Consider the following 26,584-nt stretch of genomic DNA (forward strand, 5'->3'; position numbering starts at 1 on the left):
ATAATATAATTAACAATGAAAAAACAAGGCTTATACTTACCCGAATTTGAACATGAAAATTGCGGTGCAGGTTTTATCTGTAATTTGAATGGAGAAAGAACGAATAAAATTATACATGATGCGTTAGAAATATTAGTAAAATTAGAGCATAGAGGAGGTGTTAGTTCTGATGGAAAAACGGGAGATGGTGCAGGTTTGTTAATCGATATTCCGCATGCTTATTTTAAACGAGTTTGTGATTTTTCTATTCCAAATCAAAGAGAATATGCAGTAGGAATGGTGTTTTTACCTAAAAATTTAAATCAATATATTTTTTGTAAAACAACTTTCGAAAAAGAGCTAGTATCTCAAGGGCTTTCTATTTTAGGGTGGAGAGAAGTACCTGTAGATTCTACCCAATTAGGTGAAATAGCATTAGCATCAGAACCTAATATTGAACAACTTTTTATTCATAAAACAAAAGGGATAACAGAAGCCGATTTTAAAGCAAAATTATATGTGGCACGTAAAATAGCAGAGCATATTATCAGAAAATCTAAAATTTCTGAAAGTGCCTATTTTTATGTTCCAAGTTTATCAATAACTACTATTATTTATAAAGGTGTTATTATGCCTGAAGATATTGGGCCTTATTATAAAGATTTACAAGAAACAGATTTAGTTACGCGTTTAGCCTTAGTACACCAGCGTTTTTCTACCAATACAATGCCAACTTGGGAACTAGCACAGCCTTTTAGGCATATGTGTCAAAACGGAGAAATAAACACTTTACGTGGTAATGTAAGTAGAATGCGAGTTCGAGAAGAAATTATGAAAAGTGATGTTTTCGATCCGCAAATAGACAAATTATTCCCTATAATTTTACCAGGAAAATCTGATTCTGCTTCTATGGATATGGTGGTAGAATTATTAACGCACACAGCGCGTTCTTTACCAGAAATTATGATGATGATGATTCCTGAAGCTTGGGAAAAACACAAAACCATGTCAGAAGAAAGAAAAGCTTTTTACGAATATAATGGTTGTATTATGGAGCCTTGGGATGAAGCCAGCATCAGTACCTTTTACGGATGGAGATTATATTGGCGCTTTGTTAGATAGAAACGGATTAAGACCTTCAAGGTATACAGTAACAAAGAGTGGAAACTTAATTATGTCTTCAGAAATTGGTGTGGTTGATGTAGCGCCAGAAGATGTAAAAGAGCATGGAAGATTAGAGCCAGGAAAAATGTTTTTGGTGGATATGAATGAAGGTAGAATTATTGAAGATGAAGAAATAAAAAGTAAAATTGTTTCAGAAAGACCTTATCAAGAATGGTTAAATAAAACACGTTTACATTTAAAAGATGTTCCTTATACAAGCGAAACTTGTCCGATAGAATCTATCGATATAAAAACACGTCAGCGTTTATTTAATTATACTTTCGAAGATATTCAAGAAGTAATAACACCAATGGCAATTGTAGGTAAAGAAGCGTTAGGGTCGATGGGAATTGATACACCGTTAGCAGTTTTATCAGACCAACCTCAATTAATTTCAAGTTATTTTAAGCAATTATTTGCACAAGTAACCAATCCGCCTTTAGATGGTATTCGTGAAGAAATTGTAACAGACATTAGTTTAAATTTAGGAAAAGACAGAAATATTTTTAGCATTACCGAAAGACAATGTAGAAAATTAGAAATCCAAAATCCTGTAATATCTAACGATGATTTAGAAAAAATAAGAAACATATCGGTAGAAAGTTTTAAAGCTGAAACGATAGAGATTTTATACAAAAAATCAGAAGGACTTAACGGGTTAGAAGATGCTTTAGAAGCTATTATTGTTCAGGTTGAAAAAGCATTAACAAGAAAAACAAACATTATTATACTTTCTGATAGAGGTGTAAATAAAGAGTTTGCACCCATACCAGCTTTATTAGCGTGTTCGTTTGTAAATCACCAATTAAACAGATTACGTAAGCGTTCTTTTTTCGATATTATTATTGAATCGGCAGAACCGCGTGAGCCACATCATTTTGCCACTTTATTTGGGTATGGTGCAAGTGCTATTAATCCGTATATGGTAAATGAAATTATCCGTTCTCAGGTAAAAGAAGGTTTTATTACTGGAATGGATGAGCAAAAAGCAGTTGATAATTTTAATACCGCTATCGGAAAAGGGATTTTAAAGGTGATGAATAAAATAGGAATCTCAACTTTACATTCGTACAGAGGTTCTCAAATTTTTGAAATTGTTGGTTTTAACTCACAATTTGTTGAAAAATATTTTCCATATACCGCCTCAAGAATTGAAGGTATAGGTTTGTATGAAATAGAAAAAGAAATAGATAAACGTTATAAACAAGCGTATCCAGATAAAGAAATAGATAAAAATTTAAGTTTAAATATTGGAGGTAATTACCGATGGAGAAGAAATGGAGAGCGTCATTTATTTAACCCAACTACAGTTGCAAAATTACAACAAGCTGTAAGGTTAAGCGACCCGGATAGTTATAATGTATATGCAAAAGCGATTAACGAGCAGTCAGAAAGTTTAATGACCATTCGTGGTTTGTTTGAATTTAATAATTTAGATCCAATTCCTTTAGATGAAGTAGAACCTTGGACAGAGATTGTGAAACGTTTTAAAACAGGAGCCATGTCTTACGGATCTATTTCTCGTGAAGCTCATGAAAACTTAGCCATTGCTATGAACAGAATTGGCGGAAAATCTAATTCAGGAGAAGGTGGTGAAGACAGAAAACGTTTTCAAAAAGATGTAAATGGTGATAGCAGGAACTCAGCAATTAAACAAGTTGCATCTGGGCGTTTTGGAGTAACTTCTCATTATTTATCAAGCGCAAAAGAGATTCAAATAAAAATGGCACAAGGCGCAAAACCAGGAGAAGGAGGTCAGTTGCCTGGTGAAAAAGTATTGCCATTGATAGCTGCAGCAAGAAATTCAACTCCTTTTGTAGGATTGATTTCTCCGCCGCCACACCACGATATTTACTCAATTGAAGATTTAGCACAATTAATTTATGATTTAAAAAATGCTAATAGAGATGCAAGAATAAATGTAAAATTAGTATCAGAAGTAGGTATAGGTACCATTGCAGCAGGTGTTGCAAAAGCAAAAGCTGATGTAGTTTTAATTTCTGGTTACGATGGTGGTACAGGAGCTTCACCGCTTACCTCATTAAAACACGCTGGTTTACCTTGGGAACTTGGTTTGGCAGAAGCACAACAAACACTGGTTTTAAATAAATTAAGAAGTAGAATCGTTGTTGAGTGTGACGGACAGTTAAAAACAGGTAGAGATGTAGCAATTGCTGCCTTATTAGGAGCCGAAGAATTTGGTTTTGCAACTGCACCATTGGTGGCATCTGGGTGTATTATGATGCGTAAATGTCATTTAAATACGTGTCCGGTTGGTATTGCTACGCAAGACAAAGAGTTGCGTAAAAACTTTAAAGGAACTCCAGAGCATGTAATTAATTTCTTTTATTATATAGCTGAAGAATTAAGACAAATAATGGCGCAACTTGGTTTTAGAACTTTAGCCGAAATGGTTGGTCAAACAGATAAAATAAACGCAAATAAAGCAATTAAGCACTACAAAGCTAAAGGATTAGATTTGTCAAGTATTTTGTACAGACCTGCTACTTATAAGAGTATGGTGCTTAAAAATACAGAAACTCAAGAGCATAATTTAGAAAACGTATTAGATTTTATGATCCTTAAAGATTCTCACAGAGCTTTATATCGAAAAGAAAAAATGAATCTTACGTATCCGATAAAAAATACAAATCGTACTGTCGGGGCAATAGTGAGTCATGAAGTGTCAAAAATTTATGGGCATTTAGGTTTACCAGAAGATACATTGAATCTTAATTTTACCGGTTCTGCAGGGCAAAGTTTTGGTGCCTTTGGTGCACATGGATTAACTTTTACAGTGGATGGTAATACGAATGATTATTTAGGAAAAGGTTTATCTGGAGCTAAATTAATCGTAAAAAAACCAGATAAAGCCGATTTTATAGCAGAAAATAACATCATTGTAGGTAATGTTTGTTTATTCGGTGCTGTAGAAGGGCAAGCTTATATAAACGGAATTGCAGGCGAGCGTTTTGCGGTTCGTAACTCTGGTGCAACAGCGGTTGTAGAAGGTGTTGGAGATCATTGTTGTGAGTATATGACAGGAGGTAGAGTTGTTGTTTTAGGTAAAACAGGAAGAAATTTTGCCGCTGGTATGAGTGGAGGAATTGCGTATGTTTTTGATGCGAAAAATAAATTTACAAATGGATTATGTAACACAGAAACAATCGATTTTGAAGCGGTTTTAAATGAAGATGCTGTAGAATTAAAAACGATTATTGAAAAACATGTTTTATATACTGGTAGTAAAAAAGGTGCTGCTTTATTAGCCGATTGGGATGCGAGTTTAAAAAACTTTGTAAAAGTAATGCCAACGGAATACAAGCGTGCTTTAGAGCGTATAAAAACAGCAAAACCAATGTTTGAAGAATTAACAATAGCATAATGTCATGGGAAAAGTAACAGGATTTAAAGAGTTTGAAAGACAAGATGAAACGTACACAGCTGTAAAAGATCGTGTAAAAAATTACAAAGAGTTTACCGTTGCGCTTTCAGAAAAAGATTTAGAAAAACAGGGTTCTCGCTGTATGGATTGTGGTATTCCTTTTTGTCATAGTGGTTGCCCGCTAGGAAATTTAATTCCAGATTTTAATCATATGATACATCAGGGAGAATGGAAAAAAGCTTCGTGGTTATTACATTCAACAAATAATTTTCCTGAGTTTACAGGACGGTTATGCCCTGCTCCATGTGAAAAAGCATGTGTATTGGGTATTATTGAAGATCCAATTTCTATCGAAAATATTGAAAAAAATATAGTTGAACGTGCATTTAAAGAGGGATGGATAAAACCACAGCCACCAAAAAATAGAACTCAGAAAACGGTTGCCGTTGTAGGTTCTGGACCTGCTGGTTTAGCAACAGCGCAACAATTAAATAGAGCCGGCCATACGGTTACTGTTTTTGAAAGAGATGATGAGGTAGGAGGATTATTACGTTACGGAATACCTAATTTTAAATTAGAAAAAGGAATTATTGATCGTCGTGTAGCAATTTTAAAAGCTGAAGGTATTTTATTTAAAACCAATGTAAATGTTGGTGTTAATTATAATGTAGAAGATTTAAAAGATTTTGATGCAGTGGTTTTATGTGGTGGTGCTACCGAAAGACGTAGTTTACCAACAACAGGTATCGAGGCAAATGGCGTTGTACAAGCCATGGATTTTTTAACCCAACAAACTAAAGTAGTTTTAGGAAAAGATGTTGAAAACCAAGTTTTAGCTACTGATAAAAATGTAATTGTTATTGGAGGTGGAGATACAGGATCTGATTGTATTGGTACTTCAAATCGTCAAGGTGCAAAATCGGTTGTAAATTTCGAAATTATGCCAAAACCACCAGGGCACCGTTCACCAACTACACCATGGCCTTATTGGCCTTTACAATTAAAAACATCTACTTCTCATAAAGAAGGTGTAGAAAGAAATTGGTTAATAAATACCAAAGAGTTTGTTAAAGATAAAAACGGAAATTTAACTGCTTTAAAAACAGTAAATGTAGAATGGAAAATGGTTCATGGACAACGACCTCAGCTTATTGAAATTGAAGGGACAGAAAAAACATGGCCTTGTGATTTGGCTTTGTTAGCGTTAGGTTTTACAGGTCCGGAAAGTACTTTAGCGGATAAATTAGGTATTGAAAAAGATGTTCGTTCTAATTATAAAGCAACTTATGGAAAATACCAAACCAACATTCCGAATATTTTTGCGGCAGGAGATATGCGTCGAGGGCAATCATTAATTGTTTGGGCAATTTCAGAAGGTCGAGAAGCAGCAAGACAAGTTGATATTTATTTAATGGGAAAATCAGAATTACCTTCTAAAAATGCGAGTGGAGATTTAGTAGGGATTTAATAAAGAATTGAATTTTTTTGAAAAAGGGAAGTTTTGAGAGTATGATTTTGGCAAAATCATACTCTTATTTTTTACTTCGGAAACTTGGCTTTAATTTTATCTAAACTTAAATTATGAATACTACCTACGTGTGTATGTTTTTTTGAAGTATCTGGCTTATATGTTCCATCTTCAACTTTAGCGCCAATATTTTTATAGGCATCTCTATAGGTCATCCCGTTTTCTACCAATGTATTCATATTATCAACTGTAAATAAAAATTTGTATTTTTCATCATTCGGATTTACTTCTTTAACAATAATTTGTTTGATAGAAAAATTGAAAATTTCTAAAATACTCTTCACTTCTTCAAAAGCAGCAATCATATTTTCTTTTAATAATTGAAAATCTCTATGATAACCACTCGGTAAATTATTGGTAATTAAAATCATTTCAGTTTGCAATGCCTGTATTTTATTACATTTTCCTCTAATCAATTCAAATACATCTGGATTCTTTTTATGAGGCATAATACTACTTCCTGTGGTTAACTCATCTGGAAAGGAAATAAAACCAAAATTTTGACTCATATACAAGCAAATATCCATCGAAAAACGAGCTAAGGTGTTACATAATCCGCCCAAAGCCGCTGCAATTGTTCGTTCACTTTTACCTCTGCTCATTTGTGCAGCAACAACATTGTATTTTAACGTAGAAAAATTCAACTCTTGTGTTGTGAAAGCTCTATCAATCGGAAAAGAACTTCCGTAACCAGCAGCAGAGCCCAAAGGGTTTTGATCAACCACTTTAAAAGCGGCTTCTAATAAATATACATCGTCAATTAGTACTTCTGCATAAGCAGAAAACCATAAGCCAAAAGAAGATGGCATGGCTACTTGTAAGTGTGTATAACCAGGTAATAAATTGTTTTTATAAGTTTCTGATAACTCTAATAAAGTATCAAATAAAGTATTCGTTTGTTGAATTACGTCAGCTATGTTCTGTTTGTAATATAAATGTAAGGCAACCAAAACTTGATCGTTTCTAGAACGTGCGGTGTGAATTTTTTTACCAACATCTCCATGTTTTTTGGTTAATTCAAATTCAATTTTAGAGTGTATATCTTCAAAGTTATTTTCAATTACAAACGTGTTATTTTGGATTTGATGTTTCATTTCATCAAGCCCTTCTTCTAATTTTTGTAATTCATCTGAATTGATTATTTCAATTTTATGCAACATTTTTGCATGTGCTAAAGATGCTTGCACATCGTATTTTGCGATATGCATGTCAATCTCTCTATCGTTCCCTACTGTAAATTGTTCTATTTTTTTGTCTATGGTTAATCCTTTATCCCAAAGTTTCATATTATCTTATTTTTTAAACGATTACTTTATTTAATACATTAATATAAATTTCAATTCCCTCTTCAATTTCTTGTAAATAAATAAATTCATCGGCAGTATGAGAACGTGTGCTGTCACCAGGACCTAATTTTAAAGAAGGACAACTTAATACGGACTGATCTGATAGGGTAGGAGAGCCATAAGTTTTTCTTCCTAAAGAAATACCTGCTTTTACTAATTCGTGATTTACTGGAATTGAAGAAGAACTTAATTTTATTCCACGAGGTTCAATAGTATCACAAGGCGACTCTTGTTGTAAAATAGCTACAATTTCTTGATTTGTATATTTATCATTAACACGCACATCAACAACTAATTTTACTTCTGAAGGTATTGCATTATGTTGCTTACCTGCATTTATTTGTGTAATGGTCATTTTTACATCGCCTAAAGCATCCGAAGATTTTTTAAATTGATAATTTTCAAACCATTTTAAAACATCAATACTGTTATAAATGGCATTATTTGTATTAGGATGCGCAGCATGACTTGGCGTTCCTTTTACTACTGCATCAAAAACAACCAACCCTTTTTCTGCAACTGCTAAATTCAATAAAGTTGGTTCGCCAACAATGGCAACATCAATATTAGGAATAATAGATAGCATACTATTTAAACCATTATCGCCACTACTTTCTTCTTCAGCAGAGGCAACAATTACTAAGTTATATTTTAGTTTTTTTTGATTATAAAAATGAGTAAAAGTAGCGAATAACGAAACTAAGCAACCACCTGCATCGTTACTTCCTAAACCATATAGTTTTCCATCTTCAACAATGGCTTTAAAAGGATCTTTGGTATAACCATTATTAGGTTTTACGGTATCGTGATGTGAATTTAAAAGTAAGGTAGGTTTGCTTTCATCAAAATATTTATTGGTTGCCCAAATATTATGAACATTTCTTTTAAAAGGAATAGTATTACTAATAAACCAGTTTTCTATAAGCAGTGCTGTTTGGTTCTCTTCTGATGAAAAAGAAGGCGTTTCTATTAAGTTTTTTAATAATTCGATCGCATCAAGCGTTAATTCTTGTTGTGTTTTCATTAAGCTTGTATTGTTGTGAATTTTGAATTCTGATTATATAGCATTTCTGATTTTCCGATACAAACTTTATGTACGTTTTGGTTAATTGCATGAAAGCAATTATTCATTTTTGGTAACATTCCGTCTGCAATTATTTTGTTGTTTAACAACTCTTTATATTTTTTTGTGTTGATGTTTTCTATGACAGAATCATCATTGTTTACATCTAATAAAACGCCGTTTTTTTCAAAGCAGTAATACAATTCTGTTTGATGTTTCTTAGCAAAACCAATGGCTAATTCAGCGGCAATAGTATCGGCATTGGTATTTAATAATTGCCCATTATTATCATGAGTAATGGCGCAAAAAACAGGAGTAATATTAGCACTTAATAAACTTTCTAAAACAGTAGTGTTTACATTAACTATATCGCCAGCAAAGCCATAATCTATTTCTTTTACGGGTCTTTTAATAGAGGTAATTGTATTACCATCTGCCCCCGTAAAACCAAGAGCATTGTTTGATTTTTGTTGTAAAGAAGCCACAATATTCTTGTTAATTTTACCAGCGTAAACCATCGTAATTATATCTAAAGTTTCTGCATTGGTTTTTCTTCTTCCGTTAACCATTTCAACTTTTACATTCATTTGTTGCGCTAGTTTTGTGGCCAATTTACCGCCACCATGTACTAATATTTTTGGCGCTTCAATTTTAGAAAACTCCATAAGAAAATTATCTAATGCTGCTGGATTTTCTATAATATTTCCTCCTATTTTTATAATTTTTAATGTTTTCATATTTAAATTTTTACATCGTTAAGCAGAGCTTGATTCAGCTTCTCATTATTATATGTATGAGATTCTGAAATAAATTCAGAATGACGTTTTTTTTAAAGATTCTCTATTATTTTTTTTAACACAACCTGAGCTGCGTAGGTTCTGTTATTAGCTTGATGAATTACCACAGAATTGTTACTGTCTAGCACACTATCTTCAACTACTATATTTCTTCTAACAGGTAAACAATGCATAAATTTAGCTGTACCTAATTTTTCTTTTGTAAGCATCCAATTCGGGTCTTGAGAAGTAATTTTTCCATAATCAGTATAGTTACTCCAGTTTTTTACATACACAAAATCAGCATTTCTAAGAGCTTCTTTTTGATTATGATTAATAGGCGTGTTTTTTGTGATTTCAGGATTCAATTCATAACCTTTCGGATGGGTAATAGAAAAATCAGCATTTATATTTTGCATCATTTTTACAAATGAGTTTGCAACTGCATGTGGTAAAGCTTTTGGGTGTGGAGCCCAAGACAATACAACTTTTGGTTTTTTTATAGTTTTTAATTCCTCAATAGTAATTGCATCAGTTAAAGCTTGTAAAGGATGCGCTGTTGAACTTTCCATGTTTACAACTGGAACTGTTGCATATTTTATAAAGCTATTTAATATAAATTCAGACTCATCTTTTTCTTTATTTTTTAAGGATGAAAATGCTCTTATGGCTATAATGTCTGCGTATTGAGAAATTACTTGAGTAGCCTCCTTTACATGTTCAGATGAATTTAAATTCATAACTGTACCATCTTCAAATTCTAAATTCCAAGTATCATTAACATTTAATATCATTACTTGCATACCTAAATTTTTCGCCGCCTTTTCTGTACTTAACCTTGTTCTTAAGCTAGAATTGAAAAATAACATTACAAGTGTTTTATGTTTTCCTAAATTTTCAAATAGAAAGGGGTTTTCTTTTAATTGAATTGCTTCTTGAATAATTTTAGAAACATTTTTTATATCGTTTATATTGGTATATTTTTTCATACTATAATTCTATAGGTCTCGACAAACTGCGTTTGCTACTTTCAATTAAAAAACATTTTAATTTCAGTAATGATCAATCAGACAAATCAATGTCTCCTCGAGTGCAGTCGAGCGGTTTTTAATTACTCAATTCCTTTTTTAAAGCTTCAAAAAACTGATCAACATGTTGTTTCTTGATGGTTAACGGCGGAAGAATTCTTAGTAAATTAGGATTTTTAGCACTTCCTGTAAAAATATGATGTTTAAAAATTAGTTCTTTTCTTAACGATGCAATTGGAAAATTAAATTCTATTCCAAGCATTAAACCTCTCCCTTTTATTTTTTTAATTGCTGGAACCTCTGCTGCTTTTTTAATAAAGTATTCAGAAATAATACTTGCATTTTTTAGTAATTTTTCCTCCTTCAAAACAGTTAAAACAGTTAAAGAAGCCACACAAGCTAAATGATTTCCACCAAAAGTGGTTCCTAATAAACCATAAGAAGCTTCAATTGAAGGATGAATTAAAATTCCGCCAATAGGAAAACCATTTCCCATTCCTTTAGCCATTGAAATAATATCTGGGGTAATATTGTGTTTTTGAAAAGCAAAGAAATTACCTGTTCTTCCAAAACCAGATTGTACTTCATCGGCTATAAACAAAGCTTTGTATTGTTTACATAATTTATCTAAACTTTGATAAAAAGTAGTAGTACTTTCATCTAAACCACCAACTCCTTGAATACATTCAATAATTACAGCACAAATATCTTTTTTTTGTAAAGCTTTTTCTACAGATTGTAAATCACCTAATTCGAAAAATTCAACCTCTTGTTGTGCATTAATTGGCGCAACAATTTTAGTGTTATCTGTAGCAGCAACCGCAGCAGATGTTCTACCATGAAAACCATTTTTAAAAGCAATAATTTTCTTTTTATTGGTATGAAAAGAAGCTAGTTTTAAAGCGTTCTCATTTGCTTCAGCTCCTGAATTGCATAAAAACAATTGATAATCGTTACAATTAGATTGCTTTATTAACTCATCAGCTAATTTTGTTTGTAACGGATTTTGAATTGAGTTACTGTAGAAGCCCAAATTACTTACTTGATTACTGATATTCTTTACATATGTTGGGTGAGAATGTCCAATAGAAATAACAGCATGCCCTCCGTATAAGTCTAAATATTCTGTACCATTTTCATCATACACATTAATATCTTTTGCTTTTACGGGAGTAATATCAAAAAGTGGATATACATTAAATAAACTCATAATTGCTCAGTTTTTATGGTGTTAATTTTATTATATGAGGTAACCATTCCTTGTATTAATGAAGAACTCAATCCTTGATGTTCCATTTCATTTAACCCTTCAATAGTACAGCCTTTAGGCGTTGTAACTTTATCTATTTCTTGTTCTGGATGATTTCCTGTTGTAATTAATAAGTTTGCAGCACCATCACAAGTATACATGGCTAATTCTTGTGCTTCTTTGGCATCAAAACCTAATTGAATAGCAGCCTGAGTAGTTGCTCTTATCATCCGCATCCAAAAAGCAATTCCGCTTGCACAAACTACGGTTGCAGCTTGCATTTTAGATTCTGGAATAACAATAGAAGTACCTAATCTGTTAAAAACAGCTTCGGCTACTTTTATTCTTTCCAATCCTTTGGTGTTTCCACACAAACAAGTCATCGATTTACCAACGGCAATTGCAGTATTAGGCATTGCTCTAATAATAAAATTATGAACTCCAACAACCTCTTCAATTTGAGTAATTGAAAAACCAGTAATGGTAGAAATAATAATGTGATTCTCTTTTAATAGAGGCTTAATATCATTTAAAATTTGTTTTAAATGTGCTGGTTGAACAGCTAGAATAATGATATCTGAATTTATAACAGCTTCAGAGTTATTAGTTGTTAAACTAACATTTTTATATCCTTCAAATTCTTTAATAGTATCTAGTTTTCTTCTTGTTAAATACAAAGAAGTTATAGCATTGGTTGTTATTAATCCTTTTGCAATAGATTTTCCTAAATTCCCTGTACCTATAATTGCTATTTTCATGTTTTATGTTTTTTGTGGCTTTTCGAGCACAGTCGAGAGTTCTCAACTCCGCTCGAATTGACATTTCGTTTTCTAAAAATAAGTTGCTTTTAAATTTAGTCCTGCTGTTTCCTCAAAACCGAACATCAAATTCATGTTTTGTACTGCTTGCCCAGAGGCTCCTTTTAATAAATTATCAATAACACTTGTTATGAGTAATTTATTTTCATGTTTGTGTAAGTGAATTAAACACTTGTTGGTATTTACCACTTGTTTTAAATGTATTTGACTGTCAGATATATATGTGAATTTTGCTTCTTTATAAAACTCTTTATACAAGGTTTCAGCCTCTTCTAAAGTTCCTTTAAAATTGGTGTAAGCCGTTGCAAAAATTCCTCTAGAAAAATCCCCTCTATTTGGCATAAATACAATTTGAGAATCAAAATTAGTTTGTAAACTTTTTACAGATTGATTGATTTCTCCTAAATGCTGATGCGTAAAAGGTTTGTAATATGAAAAATTATTATCTCTCCAAGTAAAATGAGTAGTTGCAGATAATGACGTACCTGCGCCAGTAGCACCTGTTACAGCATTTACATGTATATCGTTCGTAACTAAATTTTCATTAGCTAATGGAAGTATTGCTAATTGAATTGCAGTAGCAAAACAACCAGGGTTTGCAATGTATTTTGCTTTTTTAATTTTGCTTTTTTGTAGCTCAGGCAAACCATAAACGAAGTTTTTTTCTTGAAAAAAAGTATCTTTTTTTAATCTAAAATCATTTCCTAAATCGATGATTTTTGTAGCATCAGAAAAAGTATTACTTTCTAAAAACTTCTTAGAATTTCCATGACCTAAACATAAGAACAATACATCAATATTCGAATTAATTGTATTGGTGAATTTTAAGTTTAGAGTACCAACTAAATCTTGATGAATGTTACTTATTTTATTTTCTGCATTAGAGGTACTAAAAACGAAGTTAATTTCAACCTTTGGGTGATTTATTAATAATCTAATTAACTCGCCAGCTGTATAACCAGCGCCTCCTATAATTCCTGCTTGTATCATTTTTTAAGAATTAACTTGTTGATATATTTTATTTTGATTTCCTAGAATTTTAATAAAACCTTTTGCATCATTTGCAGTCCAAGCTTTATTTTCTTCTCCATAACTTCCAAATTCTGGATTCATTAAATCATGTTTTGAAGTAATACCATCTAACTGAAAATGATATGGTTTAAGAGTTATAGATACTTCACCTGAAACTTTAGCTTGACTATTTTCTAGAAAAGCTTCGATATCTCTCATAACAGGATCTGAATATTGGCCTTCGTGTAAATGCATTCCGTAAAAACTAGACAAATATTCTTTATGTTGTAATTGCCATTTAGTAAGGGTGTGTTTTTCTAATAAATGATGTGCTTTAATTGAAATTAGCGCGGCTGCAGCTTCAAAACCAACTCTTCCTTTAATTCCAACAATGGTATCACCTACATGAATATCTCTACCAATAGCATATTTAGATGCTAATTCATTTAATTTTTGAATGTTATTTTGTGGTGAATCAATTATAGCGTTTATAGCAATGAATTCGCCATTTTTAAAAGTCATTTTTACTTTTTCCTCTCCGTTTTTTTCTAATTGAGATGGATATGCTTTTTCAGGTAATGCTTTAGCAGAAGTTAACGTTTCTTCTCCGCCAACACTTGTTCCCCATAAACCTTTATTTACCGAGTATTTTGCTTTTTCCCAAGACAAGTCAATTCCATTATCTTTTAGGTATTGTATTTCTTCTTGTCTAGAGAGTTGTTGATCTCTAATTGGTGTGATAATTTCAATTTCAGGAGCAATAGTTTGAAAAATCATATCAAAACGTACCTGATCATTTCCTGCTCCAGTACTTCCGTGAGCAATATATTTTGCATTAATACTTTTAGCATATTTTGCAATTTCGATTGCTTGAATAATCCTTTCTGCACTTACAGATAAAGGATATGTATTGTTTTTTAATACATTTCCGTAGATTAAATACTTTACTACTTTTTGATAAAATGTAGCTACAGCATCAATATTCTGATAAGTAGTAACTCCCATTTTATAAGCATTTTTTTTAATATCTTGAATTTCGTTATCTGTAAATCCACCTGTATTTACACTAACAGCATGAACTTCATATCCAGCTTTTGATAAACTAACGGCACAATATGATGTATCTAAACCTCCGCTGTATGCAATGACTAATTTTTTCATTTTTTATATTTTTTTAAGAAAAGGCTTTCTTTAATTCTCTTTAATCTTTGAAAAACTTTCTCTTTAATTTTTATTTTAGTGTTGTTTTTTTCTTTGATTGATGGATCGTATAACATTCCTGTACATAAACACATTTGTTGTTTTGTTCTTTGTAAAACATCATAGTTTTTACAGGTTTGACAGCCTTTCCAAAAAGATTGATCATTTGTTAATTCTGAAAAAGTAACAGGTTTATAACCTAAATCGCTATTTAATTTCATTACAGGTAAACCTGTTGTTATTGAAAATACTTTCGCTGAAGGAAATTTTGTTCTCGAATGTTCAAAAACGGTTGCTTTTATTCTTTTAGCTAGTCCTTGTTTTCTGAAATTAGGATGTACAATTAAGCCTGAATTAGCAACGAATTTTCCATGTCCCCAAGATTCTATATAACAAAATCCAGCAAATTGCTCATTCTCTAAAGCGATAACAGCATTGCCGTTTTCTATTTTAGTTATGATATATTCAGGTGTACGCTTAGCAATTCCTGTACCTCTAACATTAGCAGATTCGGCAATAGTGTCACAGATAATTTTTGCGTATATACTATGTGATTTATTAGCAATAACAATTTCCATTGTTCTTGATTTTAAATAATACCAATATGAATTTAGTAAACACTTAAGTGTTTGATAGGTATTGTGTTATTTGAAATAAATTGATTGTTTGAAAAGAAGAACCGGACTCACCTAGGTTCAATAAATTAGATAGCACCCAAAGGGCGACGGCGGAAAATAGGGCGTACAACTGCGGGGCTATTCGAAAGAATAACTACAGATACTATTGATATGAATTTGAAATTGTACAAAGAATAAAAAATAAAAGTTACGTATAAAGAAATATTTGTTTGCTTTTAGCTGCGACGGCGAAAGCGAACAAATGTACTGGGAGCAGTACTACGTATTTTATTTTTTTGTGTAATCATATTGCAAACATATAAATTAATTTTAAATTATTAGAAATAAATTTGGATAATTAAAAAATAAATTTCAATATTTGTGTATCAGTTTTTATATAAGCTGAATTAAAACAAAAAATGAATAAACAAATTTTAAATATTATTTCTATTGTAGTCATTGTAATTATTTTACAAGGATAAAGGAAGCATATTTTAAAAAAAAATAAATATTATAAGGCTTCCTAAATTTTTAGGAAGCCTTTTTTGTTACAAGAATATGAATCAGTTTTTTAACATTATCGCATTAATTATTGTCATTATTATCTCACCACCGAGTTGATACAGATGTTTATTGCTATACAATAAAAAACCTGTGTCAATTATGATACAGGTTTTTTTTATGCCTTTGAATAGTATATATGAGTATTTTTAATTTACTGATAATTAATTGATTAGTTTATTTTTTTATCAAATAGACATCGTTTTTATAATAGTTTAATAGAATTGATAATAAAGTAATGAAATAATTTTGAATATAAAAAAAGAAAAAATGTATTACAACGAAGAGAGTGTAATTTTTTACGATGGAGAATTTATCAAAGCAAAAGATGCTACGTCAAATCCATACAGTCAAAGTTTACACTATGGTAATGGTGTGTTCGAAGGAATAAGAGCTTATAAAACGAGTGAAGGCACTAGAATATTTAAATCAGAAGAACATTATAAACGACTTAAATACGGAGCCCAAGTAATGAGTATTGAGTTTAATTATACCGAAGAAGAGCTTACACGATTAACATATGAGTTGTTAGAAAAAAATAATTTACAAGACGCATATATCCGACCTCTAATTGTAGCAGGTGAAAATATGGGGGTCTTTTCAGCTAAAGATTCTCAATTAATTATACAATGTTGGGAATGGGGTAAATTAATGGGGAATAAACTATTAAGAGTTAAAACATCTAAATTTCAACGTCCAAACCCTAAATCATGCTTTGTTGAAGCAAAAGTAACAGGGCATTATACCAACTCTATTTTAGCATCAAATGAAGTAAAAGCGGTAGGTTATGATGAGGCTTTGTTATTAGATATGAATAATAATGTTGCTGAGTGTTCTGGAGCAAATATATTTATGGAGAAAGATGGGAAATTATATACACCTCCTAAAGGCCATATTATGGCAGGTATTACACGATCAACAGTAATTGATTTATGTAAGGAGAACGGAATTCCACTAGAAGAAAAGCATGTCACTTTAGAAGAATTAAAAGATATGGATGCTTGTTTTTTTACAGGAACAGCAGCAGAAGTTGTAGGATTAGAATCATTAGATGAGTATCATTTCCCATTAGCATGGGAAAAATCACACGGATATCAATTAATGAAATTATATAAAAATGAAGTATTAGGATTACGTAATAAACGTAAAGCAAGTTAAAATGAAATTAAACAAACACAGTAGTAGGTTAACACAAGATGAATCTCAACCAGCATCACAAGCAATGTTATATGCAGTTGGTTTAACAGATGAAGACATGAGTAAAGCTCAAGTTGGTATTGCAAGTACTGGCTATGATGGGAATCCATGTAACATGCATTTAAACAATTTAGCTGCAGAGGTTAAAATTGAGACTAAAATTGCAAATTTAGTTGGTTTAGGATTTAATACAATTGGAGTCTCAGACGGGATTTCAATGGGAACTTCTGGAATGAATTACTCATTGGCTTCAAGAGATATTATTGCCGATTCTATAGAAACGGTTATGAATGCACAAAGTTATGATGCATTAATATCTGTAGTTGGTTGTGATAAAAATATGCCAGGAGCAGTAATAGCAATGTTACGTTTAAATCGTCCATCAATTATGATGTATGGAGGAACAATTGCTTCTGGAAACTACAAAGGAAAGAAATTAAATATTGTTTCTGCTTTTGAAGCTTTAGGCCAAAAAGTAGCAGGAGAAATAGAGGAAGATGAATATAGAGAAATTATAAAAAGAGCAATTCCTGGTGCTGGAGCATGTGGTGGTATGTATACTGCAAATACAATGGCATCAGCAATAGAATGTATGGGGTTTGCATTACCATATAATTCATCAATACCAGCAGAAAATCCTAATAAATTATCTGAAGCAGAAAGAACAGCTTTGGCTATTAAAAATTTATTAGAGTTAGATTTAAAACCTTTAGATATTATATCTAAAAAGTCTTTAGAAAATGCAATGGCATTAGTAAATGCTTTAGGAGGTTCTACCAATGCGGTATTACACTTTTTAGCAATAGCACATGCGGCTGATATAGATTTTACTTTAGAAGATATTCAAAAAGTGAGTGATAGAACTCCATTAATTGCTGATTTAAAACCATCAGGAAAATATTTAATGGAAGATGTTCATTCAATAGGAGGTACACCTGCTGTTATGAAATATTTATTAGATAATGGTTATTTACATGGTGATTGTTTAACTGTTACAGGAAAAACATTGGCTGAAAACTTAGCAAATGTTGAGGCAATGGAGTTTGATGATCAAGATGTAATACATCCAAAAGATAAAGCTTTAAAAACATCAGGAAACATTCAAATAATCTATGGGAACCTAGCTACTGAAGGAGCTGTTGCAAAAATATCAGGAAATGAAGGATTGCTTTTTGAAGGAAAAGCAGTTGTATATGATGGAGAACAGGCAGCAAATACAGGTATTTCTAACGGAGAGGTAGAAAGAGGTGATGTGGTTGTAATTAGATATGTTGGATCAAAAGGAGGACCTGGAATGCCAGAAATGTTAAAGCCAACTTCGCTTATTATGGGAGCAGGTTTAGGAAAATCTGTAGCATTAATTACTGATGGTCGTTTTTCTGGAGGAACTCACGGATTTGTAGTTGGGCATATTACACCTGAAGCACAATCTGGAGGAGCAATTGGTTTACTTAAAACAGGAGATAAAATTAGAATTAGTGCAGAAGACAATTCTATAAATGTATTACTTTCTGATGAGGAATTAGCAGAAAGAAAAGCACAATGGGTAGCACCTGCATTAAAGCATAAAAAAGGAATATTATACAAATACGCAAAAACAGTAGCGTCAGCATCTAAAGGGTGTGTAACTGATGCATTTTAATAGCTGAAATTATGAATACAAAAACGCAAACAAAACCTGAAACAGTGTCAAAGCAGAAAATACATATCTCTGGAGCAGAAGCTGTTGTTAAATGCTTACTTGAAGAAGGAGCAGATTTAATTTACGGATATCCTGGTGGGGCAATTATGCCTGTATACGATGAGCTATACAAATACCAAGATAAAATTAATCATGTGCTTACTCGCCATGAGCAAGGAGCTACGCATGCAGCACAAGGATTTGCAAGAGTAACAGGTAAAGTGGGTGTAGCAATAGCAACATCAGAGCCTGGAGCTACGAATTTAATTACCGGTATTGCAGATGCTCAAATAGATTCTACACCGATGGTATGTATAACAGGTCAGGTAGCTTCTCATTTATTAGGGTCGGATGCTTTTCAAGAAACTGATATAGTTGGTATTTCAACTCCTGTAACTAAATGGAATTATCAAATAACAAAAGCTTCTGAGATTCCAGAAATTTTTGCAAAGGCATTTTATATAGCAAAATCAGGTAGACCAGGCTCTGTATTAATTGATATTACAAAAGATGCTCAGTTTGAAACTTTTGATTTTGAATATGAAAAATGTACTTCAGTACGTAGTTACCAAGCAAAACCAGCAATTAATATAACTGAAGTAGCAGCAGCTGCATTATTAATTAATAACGCAAAAAAACCAATGATTGTTTTTGGACAGGGTGTTATTTTAGGAGAGGCAGAAACCGAATTTAAAGCATTTATTGAAAAAGCTGGGATTCCATCTGCATGGACAATTTTAGGATTATCAGCATTACCAACAGAACATGAATTAAATGTTGGTATGGTTGGAATGCATGGTAATTATGCGCCTAATAAATTAACCAACGAGTGTGATTTGTTAATTGCTGTAGGAATGCGTTTTGACGATCGTGTTACGGGAGATTTAAGTAGATATGCTAAACAAGCAAAAGTAATTCACTTTGAAATAGATCCTGCTGAAATTGATAAAAATGTAAAAGCAGATGTTGCTGTTTTAGGTGATGTTAAAGAGAGTTTAGCACAAATATTACCGTTAATCAACCAAAATAAACATAATCAGTGGTTAGAGGAGTTTACAAAACTAGAAGCTATTGAATATGAGAAAGTAAAGAAAGAAGATTTATATCCAACCAAAGATGGTTTAACAATGGGGGAGGTTTTAAAGGAAATAAATATAGCTTCAGGAGGAGATGCTATTATTGTTTCTGATGTTGGTCAACATCAAATGTTTGCTTGTCGTTACGCTAAATTTAACAAAACTAAAAGTAATGTTACTTCAGGTGGTTTAGGTACAATGGGCTTTGCATTACCAGCTGCAATTGGAGCTAAAATGGGAGCTCCAGAGAGAGAAGTTGTGATGATTGCTGGAGACGGAGGTTATCAAATGACAATTCAAGAATTAGGAACCATTTTACAAACGAAAGCAGCAGTTAAAATTGTTGTTTTAAATAATGAGTTTTTAGGAATGGTACGTCAATGGCAACAATTGTTTTTTGATAAACGATATGCGTCAACAGAAATGACCAATCCAGATTTTGTAGCGATTGCAAAAGGTTACAGTATAGATGCAAAAAGAGTTACCAAAAGAGAAGATTTAGCAAGTACTGTTAAAGAAATGATGGAATCTAAAGATGCATATTTTTTAGAGGTTTGTGTTGAGAAGGAGAATAATGTATTTCCGATGATTCCAACAGGAGCATCAGTTTCAGATATAAGATTAGCATAATTATGGAAAATAAACAAACATTTACCGTTTCGATTTACACAGAGAATAACGTAGGTTTATTAAATAGAATTTCAGGAATCTTTTTAAGAAGACATATAAATATAGAGAGCATGAATATTTCTAAATCAGAAATAAAAAGTGTGTCTAGATTTACGTTGTTAGTTAAAGTAACAGAAGAACAAATAAAAAAAATTATAGGTCAAATAGAAAAGCAAGTAGAAGTTATAAAGGCGTATTATCATACAGATGAAAATACCGTATATCAAGAATCATGCTTGTTTAAATTGAGTTCTAATTTATTAACAGAAAATAACGAAATTCAAACTATAATAAATAGCAGTAAATCTAGAGTAATTAATATAAATAAAGACTTTTTTGTACTTGAAAAATCAGGAGCTAAAGAAGAAATAGAAGAATTATATCATACGTTAGATCAACATGGTATTATGCAATTTGTCAGATCAGGGCGAATTGCAATTACTAAAGACGAAATGAAAATATCAACATTATTATCAACAAACAACTAAAAAATGGCAACAAATTATTTCAATACATTATCATTAGCAGGAAAATTAGAACAATTAGCAAAATGTAGATTCATGGACTCATCAGAATTTACTGATGGAGTAAAAGCATTACAAGGAAAGAAAATTGTTGTTATTGGTTGTGGAGCTCAAGGATTAAACCAAGGTTTAAACATGAGAGATTCAGGATTAGACGTTTCTTATGCTTTAAGAGCTGCTGCAATTGAAGAAAAAAGAGCTTCTTTTAAAAATGCATCAGAAAACAATTTTAACGTAGGTACTTTTGAAGAGTTAATTCCTACTGCAGATTTAGTATTAAACCTTACACCTGATAAACAACACACAAGAGTTGTAAACACGGTAATGCCTTTAATGAAAAAAGGAGCTACATTATCTTATTCTCACGGTTTTAATATTGTAGAAGAAGGAATGCAAGTTCGTGAAGACTTAACGGTTATTATGGTTGCACCAAAATGTCCTGGTACAGAGGTAAGAGAAGAATATAAAAGAGGTTTTGGTGTACCAACTTTAATAGCAGTACACCCAGAAAATGATCCTGAAAACAAAGGATGGGCGCAAGCAAAAGCATATGCCGTTGCAACAGGTGGTCATAAAGCAGGGGTATTAGAATCATCATTTGTTGCTGAGGTTAAGTCTGATTTAATGGGAGAGCAAACTATTTTATGTGGTGTGTTACAAACAGCTTCTATTTTATCATTTGAAAGAATGGTTGAAAAAGGAATTGAACCTACATATGCATCTAAATTAATCCAATACGGATGGGAAGTTATTACCGAAGCTTTAAAGCATGGAGGAATAACAAATATGATGGATCGTTTATCAAATCCAGCTAAAATTAAAGCATTTGAAATTTCAGAAGAATTGAAAACTATTTTAGCGCCATTGTTTACAAAGCATATGGATGATATTATGTCAGGTCATTTTTCAAGAATAATGATGGAAGATTGGGCTAATGATGATGTTAACTTATTATCATGGAGAGCTGCTACAGGAGAAACTTCTTTTGAAAAAACAACGGCTACAGAAATAGAGTTTAACGAACAAGAATATTTTGATCATGGTACTTTAATGGTTGCTTTTGTAAGAGCAGGTGTAGAGTTAGCTTATGATAACATGGTAGCATCAGGTATTAAGGCTGAGTCAGCTTATTACGAATCTTTACACGAATTACCATTAATAGCGAATACCGTAGCAAGAAAGAAATTATATGAAATGAATCGTATTATTTCTGATACAGCTGAATATGGATGTTATTTATTTGATCATGCTGCTAAACCATTGTTAGTTGATTTTATGAAAGACGTTGATACTTCTGTTATAGGTAAATCATTTACATCTTCTAATGAAGTAGATAATTTAGATTTAATTGCTGTAAATAATACAATTCAAGGACATCCAATTGAAGCTATTGGTAAAACATTAAGAGCGTCAATGACCGCCATGAAAACAATAGATCAAGAAGAAGAAAAAGAAGCAGTAGTTTTTCATTAATAATATGCAAGTAAATACCACATATTCACCAACAATAAAGGCAATTAAGGAGGCTGTAGCTACACTAAAAGGTGTAGCTATAGAAACTCCTTTATTTAAAAATTATATTTATTCAGAAAAGTTTAAGGCAAATATTTTCCTTAAAAGAGAAGACTTACAGCAGGTTAGATCTTATAAAATTAGAGGAGCTTATAATAAAATTAGTTCGATAACTGAAGAACAACGACGTAATGGAATTGTTTGTGCAAGTGCTGGAAATCATGCGCAAGGAGTCGCTTTTGCTTGTAAGAAGTTAAAAATTCATGGTACTATTGTAATGCCAGCACCTACACCAAAACAAAAAGTAGAACAGGTTAAAATGTTTGGTGGAGATTATGTTGATATTGAATTATCTGGTGACACTTTTGATGATGCTTATAAGTTTGCAAAACACGTGTGTGATACTTTAGGTAAAACATTTGTACACCCTTTTGATGATGAAAAAATTATAGAAGGGCAGGCAACAGTTGGTTTAGAAATGATAAACCAATCTAAAGAGGATATAGATTATGTATTTGTTCCTGTAGGAGGAGGAGGATTAGCTTCAGGGCTATCTAGTGTATTTAAATTACTGTCTCCAAACACAAAAATAATAGGAGTAGAGCCAGAAGGAGCTCCATCTATGAAAACATCTATTTCAGCCAATAGAAATGTTAAGTTAGAAAAAATAGATAAGTTTATTGATGGTGCAGCAGTACAACAAGTAGGGAATTTAACTTTTAATATTTGTAAAGAAAATTTGCATGATATGATAACGGTTCCTGAAGGAAAAGTATGTCAAACGATTTTAGATTTATATAATAGAGAAGCTATTGTGGTTGAACCTGCTGGCGCTTTAACAATAACAGCGCTAGATTTTTTTGCAGATGAAATTAAAGGTAAAAATGTTGTTTGTGTTATAAGCGGTAGTAATAACGATATAACAAGAACTGCCGAAATTAAAGAGCGTGCATTATTATATGGTAAATTAAAGCACTATTTTATCATTCGTTTTCCGCAAAGAGCAGGAGCATTAAAAGAATTTGTAATAGACGTTTTAGGAGAAAACGATGATATTACATATTTTGAATACTCAAAGAAAACGAGTAAAGAAAATGCACCAGCTGTAGTTGGTATTGAACTTGTTAAAAGTGAAGATTTAGCACCTTTAATGGCTAGAATGAAAGCACTTAATTTTTACGGTGAATACTTAAATGATAAACCAAATTTATTTGAATTTTTAGTTTAAATATTATTTAATTCATTTAAAATAAGATCACATCCTTCGTTAATTTCTTTATCAGAAATGGTTAATGGAGGAGTGATTCTTATAGCACTACCTTCAAAAAGCAACCAAAATAAAATTAAGCCCTTATCTAAACAATTTAAAATAACTTTTGAAGCAATTTCAGGAGAACCAACTAATAAAGCAAGCATTAATCCACGTCCTCTAATTTCTTTAATCGCAGGATGATTTTTAAATTTAGTTCTAATTAACTTCTCTTTTCTAAGTGTTTCTTCGATGAGGTTTGATTCAGTAACTTCTTTTACAGTAGCCAAACCAGCACTTGCAATTACAGGATGTCCACCAAAAGTTGTAATATGTCCTAACTTCGGATTTTCTTTTAGGCAATTCATAATTTCAAAAGAAGCAATAAAAGCACCAATTGGCATTCCGCCACCTAAACCTTTACCGGTTATAATAATATCAGGAACAACATTGTAATTTTCAAAACCCCAAAATTTTCCGGTGCGCCCAATTCCTGTTTGAATTTCATCTAAAATTAATAAAGCACCAACTTCTTCACAACGTTGCTTTATTTTAGTTAAATAATTATTTTTTGGTTCAATAAAACCAGCACCACCTTGAATCGTTTCTAAAATAACACCTGCTGTTTTTGTAGTGATTTTTGCTAAATCGGCTTCGTTATTAAATTCAATAAATTTAATACCAGGAACCAACGGACGAAATGCGCGATTTTGTTGTTCGGCACCACAAACACTCATTGCGCCTTGGGTATTACCGTGATAACTGTTTTTAGCGGCTATCATTTCATCTCTGCCTGTAAAACGTTTTGCTAGTTTTAAGGCACCTTCAGTAGCTTCAGTTCCTGAATTAACGATGTAAACAGAAGATAAGTTTTCTGGTAATGTTTTTGCTAGTGCTTTACACAATTCTAGTTGAGGTTTTTGTATAAATTCACCATACACCATAACATGTGTATAAGAGTCTAATTGATTTTTTATAGCATTAGTAACTTTGGGGTGATTATGTCCCAATGTATTTGCAGATACACCAGCAACAAAATCTAACATTTTTTTTCCGTTAGTATCGTATATATAGCTTCCGCTAGCATGTGAAATTTCAATAGCTAAAGGATGAGGTGTTGTTTGCCCTTGATATTTTAAAAAATCGTTTTTCACTAGTTTTTATTATTTTAAACGTTTTATTTTTAATAGCGATTTAACCTCCCCTGATTTTTTTAAGCTTTGTTTTTTTGTAGTTTCTTTAATGAATAATTTTTTTGCTTTTTTTATTGCAGAATCATTCTTTTTAATAGTAGGAGTACTACTATTTTTTTTGTTTTTCACAAAGATGTCTTCAACCTTTTTTGGTTGTTCTTCTTCTCGCCAAACAAAGTCTTTAAACTTTTTTTCTTCGGAAGGAAATTCAGAAGGAGGGTATGTTTTTCCTTCAGATTTTTTAAAATATTTTGTTTGAATAATCTCGTTGTTTTCTAACAGAAATTCAATATCACTAGCAATCTCTTTAGTGATTGTTTCTAGTTTTTGAGATTCGTCATTTCTATTAAAATATAACGATTCGGCGTTCCCTTTAACAAGCATGGTCCTTAAATCATTATTTTCAAACTTACCATAAATATTTCGACCTTTTATTTGATTGTAATCATCTTCTGATAAAGAATCTTTTTGAATCATAAAGGCGTTTTGCAAGACTCTTAACGAATCGAGTTTATTTGTTTTTTTATCAGTAATAAATTGAATGCTATCTCCTGTAATCTGACTTTTTCCAGACCACAAAATAGGGTTGTTAAACATTCTTGTTAATCCAGTATTCTGACTTGTATGAATAGAATCACATTTTCCTTGTAAATCAGATTTAAAAATTTTTACATTCTTAAAAATTCTAACAATTCGTTTTTCTAGCTTACCAGTTAATAAGATTTTGTCACCCGCAACATACATAGAATCTTTATCTAATACAGAAATTGCGACAGCTCTGTTGATGATAAACAGCGAATCTTTCTTTTCATATAATTCTGCATAATTACCTTTGGTAACCATGTTTTGTAATGTGTCTATCACTTTTATTTTATTCGTAGCAGAAGCAAAACCTTTGCGTTTGTCATAGTATAAACTATCAGCTAAAATGGTGCGTTCTTTTAAAAAAAGCTTTGCATTTTTTACAAAATAAGATATGTCTGTATTGGTATCATAAAACCCTCTTTCAGAGTAAACTTTGGTACTATCTTTTAAATTAGTAACCGTACTAGGCTCGTATAAATACGCTAAATTTGAGTTTGTATAATAATCTAAATGGTCAGATTCTAAATTACTTTCAGAATTTACTACCGTAACTTTAGATTTCGCTGTGAATTTTTTATCCCTTAAAAAATAAGTTCCTTTAATACTTTTTAGTGTGTTTTTTTTATCGCGGATAGTTCCGCCGCTAGGGTAATATAAAATTTGATTTAGTCTATCAAAATGAAGTGTATCTGTGCTAAGTTTCATTTCTTTATCATGAATTTCTACATCTCCCCAAGATTTTGCTTTTTTAGTATTTCCGTTATAAATGGCAAAATCACTATACTGAATAATACTATCACCTTGCTCGATTATAACTTCTCCAAGCGCTTTAAAAATGTTTTCTTTTTTATAAAGAAGTGCTCTTTGGCAATCTAAAGTAGCACCTTCATGTTCCATTTTTACTTTACCTATAAGTATTGTTGCTCCAGGATATTTTTCTTCATCCGCAGTGGCTTGTTGAGTAGAAAGTATTTTTATTTTTTTTGCTTGGGAAAAACTTCCAAAAGCGTACAATAAAAAACTAAAAAAAAATATTTTTTTCAAAGTAACAGTGTTTAGCCAACAAAAATAATGAAAAGAACCTGCGATATTTCTTAATAAATCAATAAAATTATAACTATTAAAAGTGAGTGTCGCTTTTTTAATGATTATTTTTGTAGAAATATTAAAAAA

18 protein-coding genes and 1 pseudogene are annotated in these 26,584 nt (G+C 31.6%); 8 read left to right on the plus strand and 11 right to left on the minus strand.

The features are described from left to right. Positions 1-15: 15 nt before the first annotated feature. Together gltB and PG912_RS05600 are read left to right on the plus strand one after the other, a co-directional pair. Positions 16-4,528: pseudogene (gene gltB / locus PG912_RS05595) on the plus strand (glutamate synthase large subunit). A 4-nt stretch (positions 4,529-4,532) separates the two neighbouring features. Then, positions 4,533-5,996 (plus strand): glutamate synthase subunit beta, encoded by a 1,464-nt coding sequence (locus PG912_RS05600; protein ID WP_275688795.1) that lies wholly within the window; start codon positions 4,533-4,535, stop codon positions 5,994-5,996. Positions 5,997-6,067: 71 nt separating this feature from the next. On the opposite strand, the gene argH is transcribed toward PG912_RS05600, so the two are convergent. The 9 genes from argH to PG912_RS05645 all read right to left on the minus strand — a co-directional run bounded on the left by argH (position 6,068) and on the right by PG912_RS05645 (position 15,125). After that, positions 6,068-7,342, minus strand: coding sequence for an argininosuccinate lyase (gene argH / locus PG912_RS05605; protein WP_275688796.1), 1,275 nt, complete (start codon positions 7,340-7,342; stop codon positions 6,068-6,070). Positions 7,343-7,355: 13 nt separating this feature from the next. Beyond that, positions 7,356-8,426, minus strand: a complete 1,071-nt coding sequence (locus PG912_RS05610) for a M20 family metallo-hydrolase (protein WP_275688797.1) — start codon at positions 8,424-8,426, stop codon at positions 7,356-7,358. Further along, the gene (gene argB / locus PG912_RS05615; RefSeq protein WP_275688798.1) at positions 8,426-9,202 is read right to left on the minus strand and encodes an acetylglutamate kinase; all 777 of its coding nucleotides are present in this window, start codon (positions 9,200-9,202) and stop codon (positions 8,426-8,428) included. Before argB ends, PG912_RS05610 begins: the two co-directional genes overlap by 1 nt. A 92-nt stretch (positions 9,203-9,294) precedes the next feature. Further along, a complete protein-coding gene (locus tag PG912_RS05620; RefSeq protein ID WP_275688799.1) occupies positions 9,295-10,230 on the minus strand; it encodes a Rossmann-fold NAD(P)-binding domain-containing protein in 936 nt (311 codons plus the stop codon). Positions 10,231-10,348: 118 nt separating this feature from the next. Further along, entirely contained in the window at positions 10,349-11,479 is a 1,131-nt protein-coding gene (locus PG912_RS05625; protein ID WP_275688800.1) for an aspartate aminotransferase family protein, read from the minus strand. After that, complete coding sequence (proC, locus tag PG912_RS05630; RefSeq protein WP_275688801.1) at positions 11,476-12,276, minus strand: pyrroline-5-carboxylate reductase; 801 nt, start codon at positions 12,274-12,276, stop codon at positions 11,476-11,478. The genes PG912_RS05625 and proC overlap by 4 nt, the downstream gene beginning before the upstream one ends. Before the next feature lie 72 nt (positions 12,277-12,348). Beyond that, positions 12,349-13,326, minus strand: coding sequence for an N-acetyl-gamma-glutamyl-phosphate reductase (gene argC / locus PG912_RS05635; protein WP_275688802.1), 978 nt, complete (start codon positions 13,324-13,326; stop codon positions 12,349-12,351). A gap of 3 nt (positions 13,327-13,329) precedes the next feature. Continuing rightward, complete coding sequence (locus PG912_RS05640) at positions 13,330-14,508, minus strand: argininosuccinate synthase (protein WP_275688803.1); 1,179 nt, start codon at positions 14,506-14,508, stop codon at positions 13,330-13,332. Next, positions 14,505-15,125 (minus strand): GNAT family N-acetyltransferase, encoded by a 621-nt coding sequence (locus PG912_RS05645; protein ID WP_275688804.1) that lies wholly within the window; start codon positions 15,123-15,125, stop codon positions 14,505-14,507. Before PG912_RS05645 ends, PG912_RS05640 begins: the two co-directional genes overlap by 4 nt. An 870-nt stretch (positions 15,126-15,995) precedes the next feature. Between PG912_RS05645 and PG912_RS05650 the strand changes: the two genes are divergently transcribed. The 6 genes from PG912_RS05650 to ilvA are packed head-to-tail and all read left to right on the plus strand — an operon-like array spanning position 15,996 to position 23,612. Continuing rightward, a complete protein-coding gene (locus PG912_RS05650; RefSeq protein WP_275688805.1) occupies positions 15,996-16,883 on the plus strand; it encodes a branched-chain amino acid transaminase in 888 nt (295 codons plus the stop codon). A 1-nt stretch (position 16,884) separates the two neighbouring features. Further along, positions 16,885-18,564, plus strand: a complete 1,680-nt coding sequence (ilvD, locus tag PG912_RS05655) for a dihydroxy-acid dehydratase (RefSeq protein WP_275688806.1) — start codon at positions 16,885-16,887, stop codon at positions 18,562-18,564. A gap of 11 nt (positions 18,565-18,575) precedes the next feature. Then, positions 18,576-20,309, plus strand: coding sequence for a biosynthetic-type acetolactate synthase large subunit (gene ilvB / locus PG912_RS05660; RefSeq protein ID WP_275688807.1), 1,734 nt, complete (start codon positions 18,576-18,578; stop codon positions 20,307-20,309). Positions 20,310-20,311: 2 nt separating this feature from the next. Then, positions 20,312-20,836, plus strand: a complete 525-nt coding sequence (gene ilvN, locus PG912_RS05665) for an acetolactate synthase small subunit (protein ID WP_064966386.1) — start codon at positions 20,312-20,314, stop codon at positions 20,834-20,836. A 3-nt stretch (positions 20,837-20,839) separates the two neighbouring features. Continuing rightward, positions 20,840-22,345: a ketol-acid reductoisomerase gene (gene ilvC / locus PG912_RS05670; RefSeq protein WP_275688808.1), complete on the plus strand. Its 1,506-nt coding sequence runs from the start codon at positions 20,840-20,842 to the stop codon at positions 22,343-22,345. 4 nt (positions 22,346-22,349) lie between these two features. Then, positions 22,350-23,612 carry a threonine ammonia-lyase IlvA gene (gene ilvA / locus PG912_RS05675; RefSeq protein ID WP_275688809.1) on the plus strand — a complete coding sequence of 421 codons (1,263 nt, stop codon included), beginning with the start codon at positions 22,350-22,352 and terminating at the stop codon, positions 23,610-23,612. On the opposite strand, the gene PG912_RS05680 is transcribed toward ilvA, so the two are convergent. Then, positions 23,609-24,787, minus strand: coding sequence for an aspartate aminotransferase family protein (locus PG912_RS05680; RefSeq protein WP_275688810.1), 1,179 nt, complete (start codon positions 24,785-24,787; stop codon positions 23,609-23,611). The two genes, ilvA and PG912_RS05680, sit on opposite strands and share 4 nt — an antisense overlap. Positions 24,788-24,796: 9 nt before the next feature. Then, complete coding sequence (locus tag PG912_RS05685; protein ID WP_275688811.1) at positions 24,797-26,455, minus strand: OstA-like protein; 1,659 nt, start codon at positions 26,453-26,455, stop codon at positions 24,797-24,799. Between the last annotated feature and the right edge of the window lie 129 nt (positions 26,456-26,584).

This window comes from Tenacibaculum retecalamus, assembly GCF_027941755.1.
GTDB lineage: Bacteria > Bacteroidota > Bacteroidia > Flavobacteriales > Flavobacteriaceae > Polaribacter > Polaribacter haliotis_B.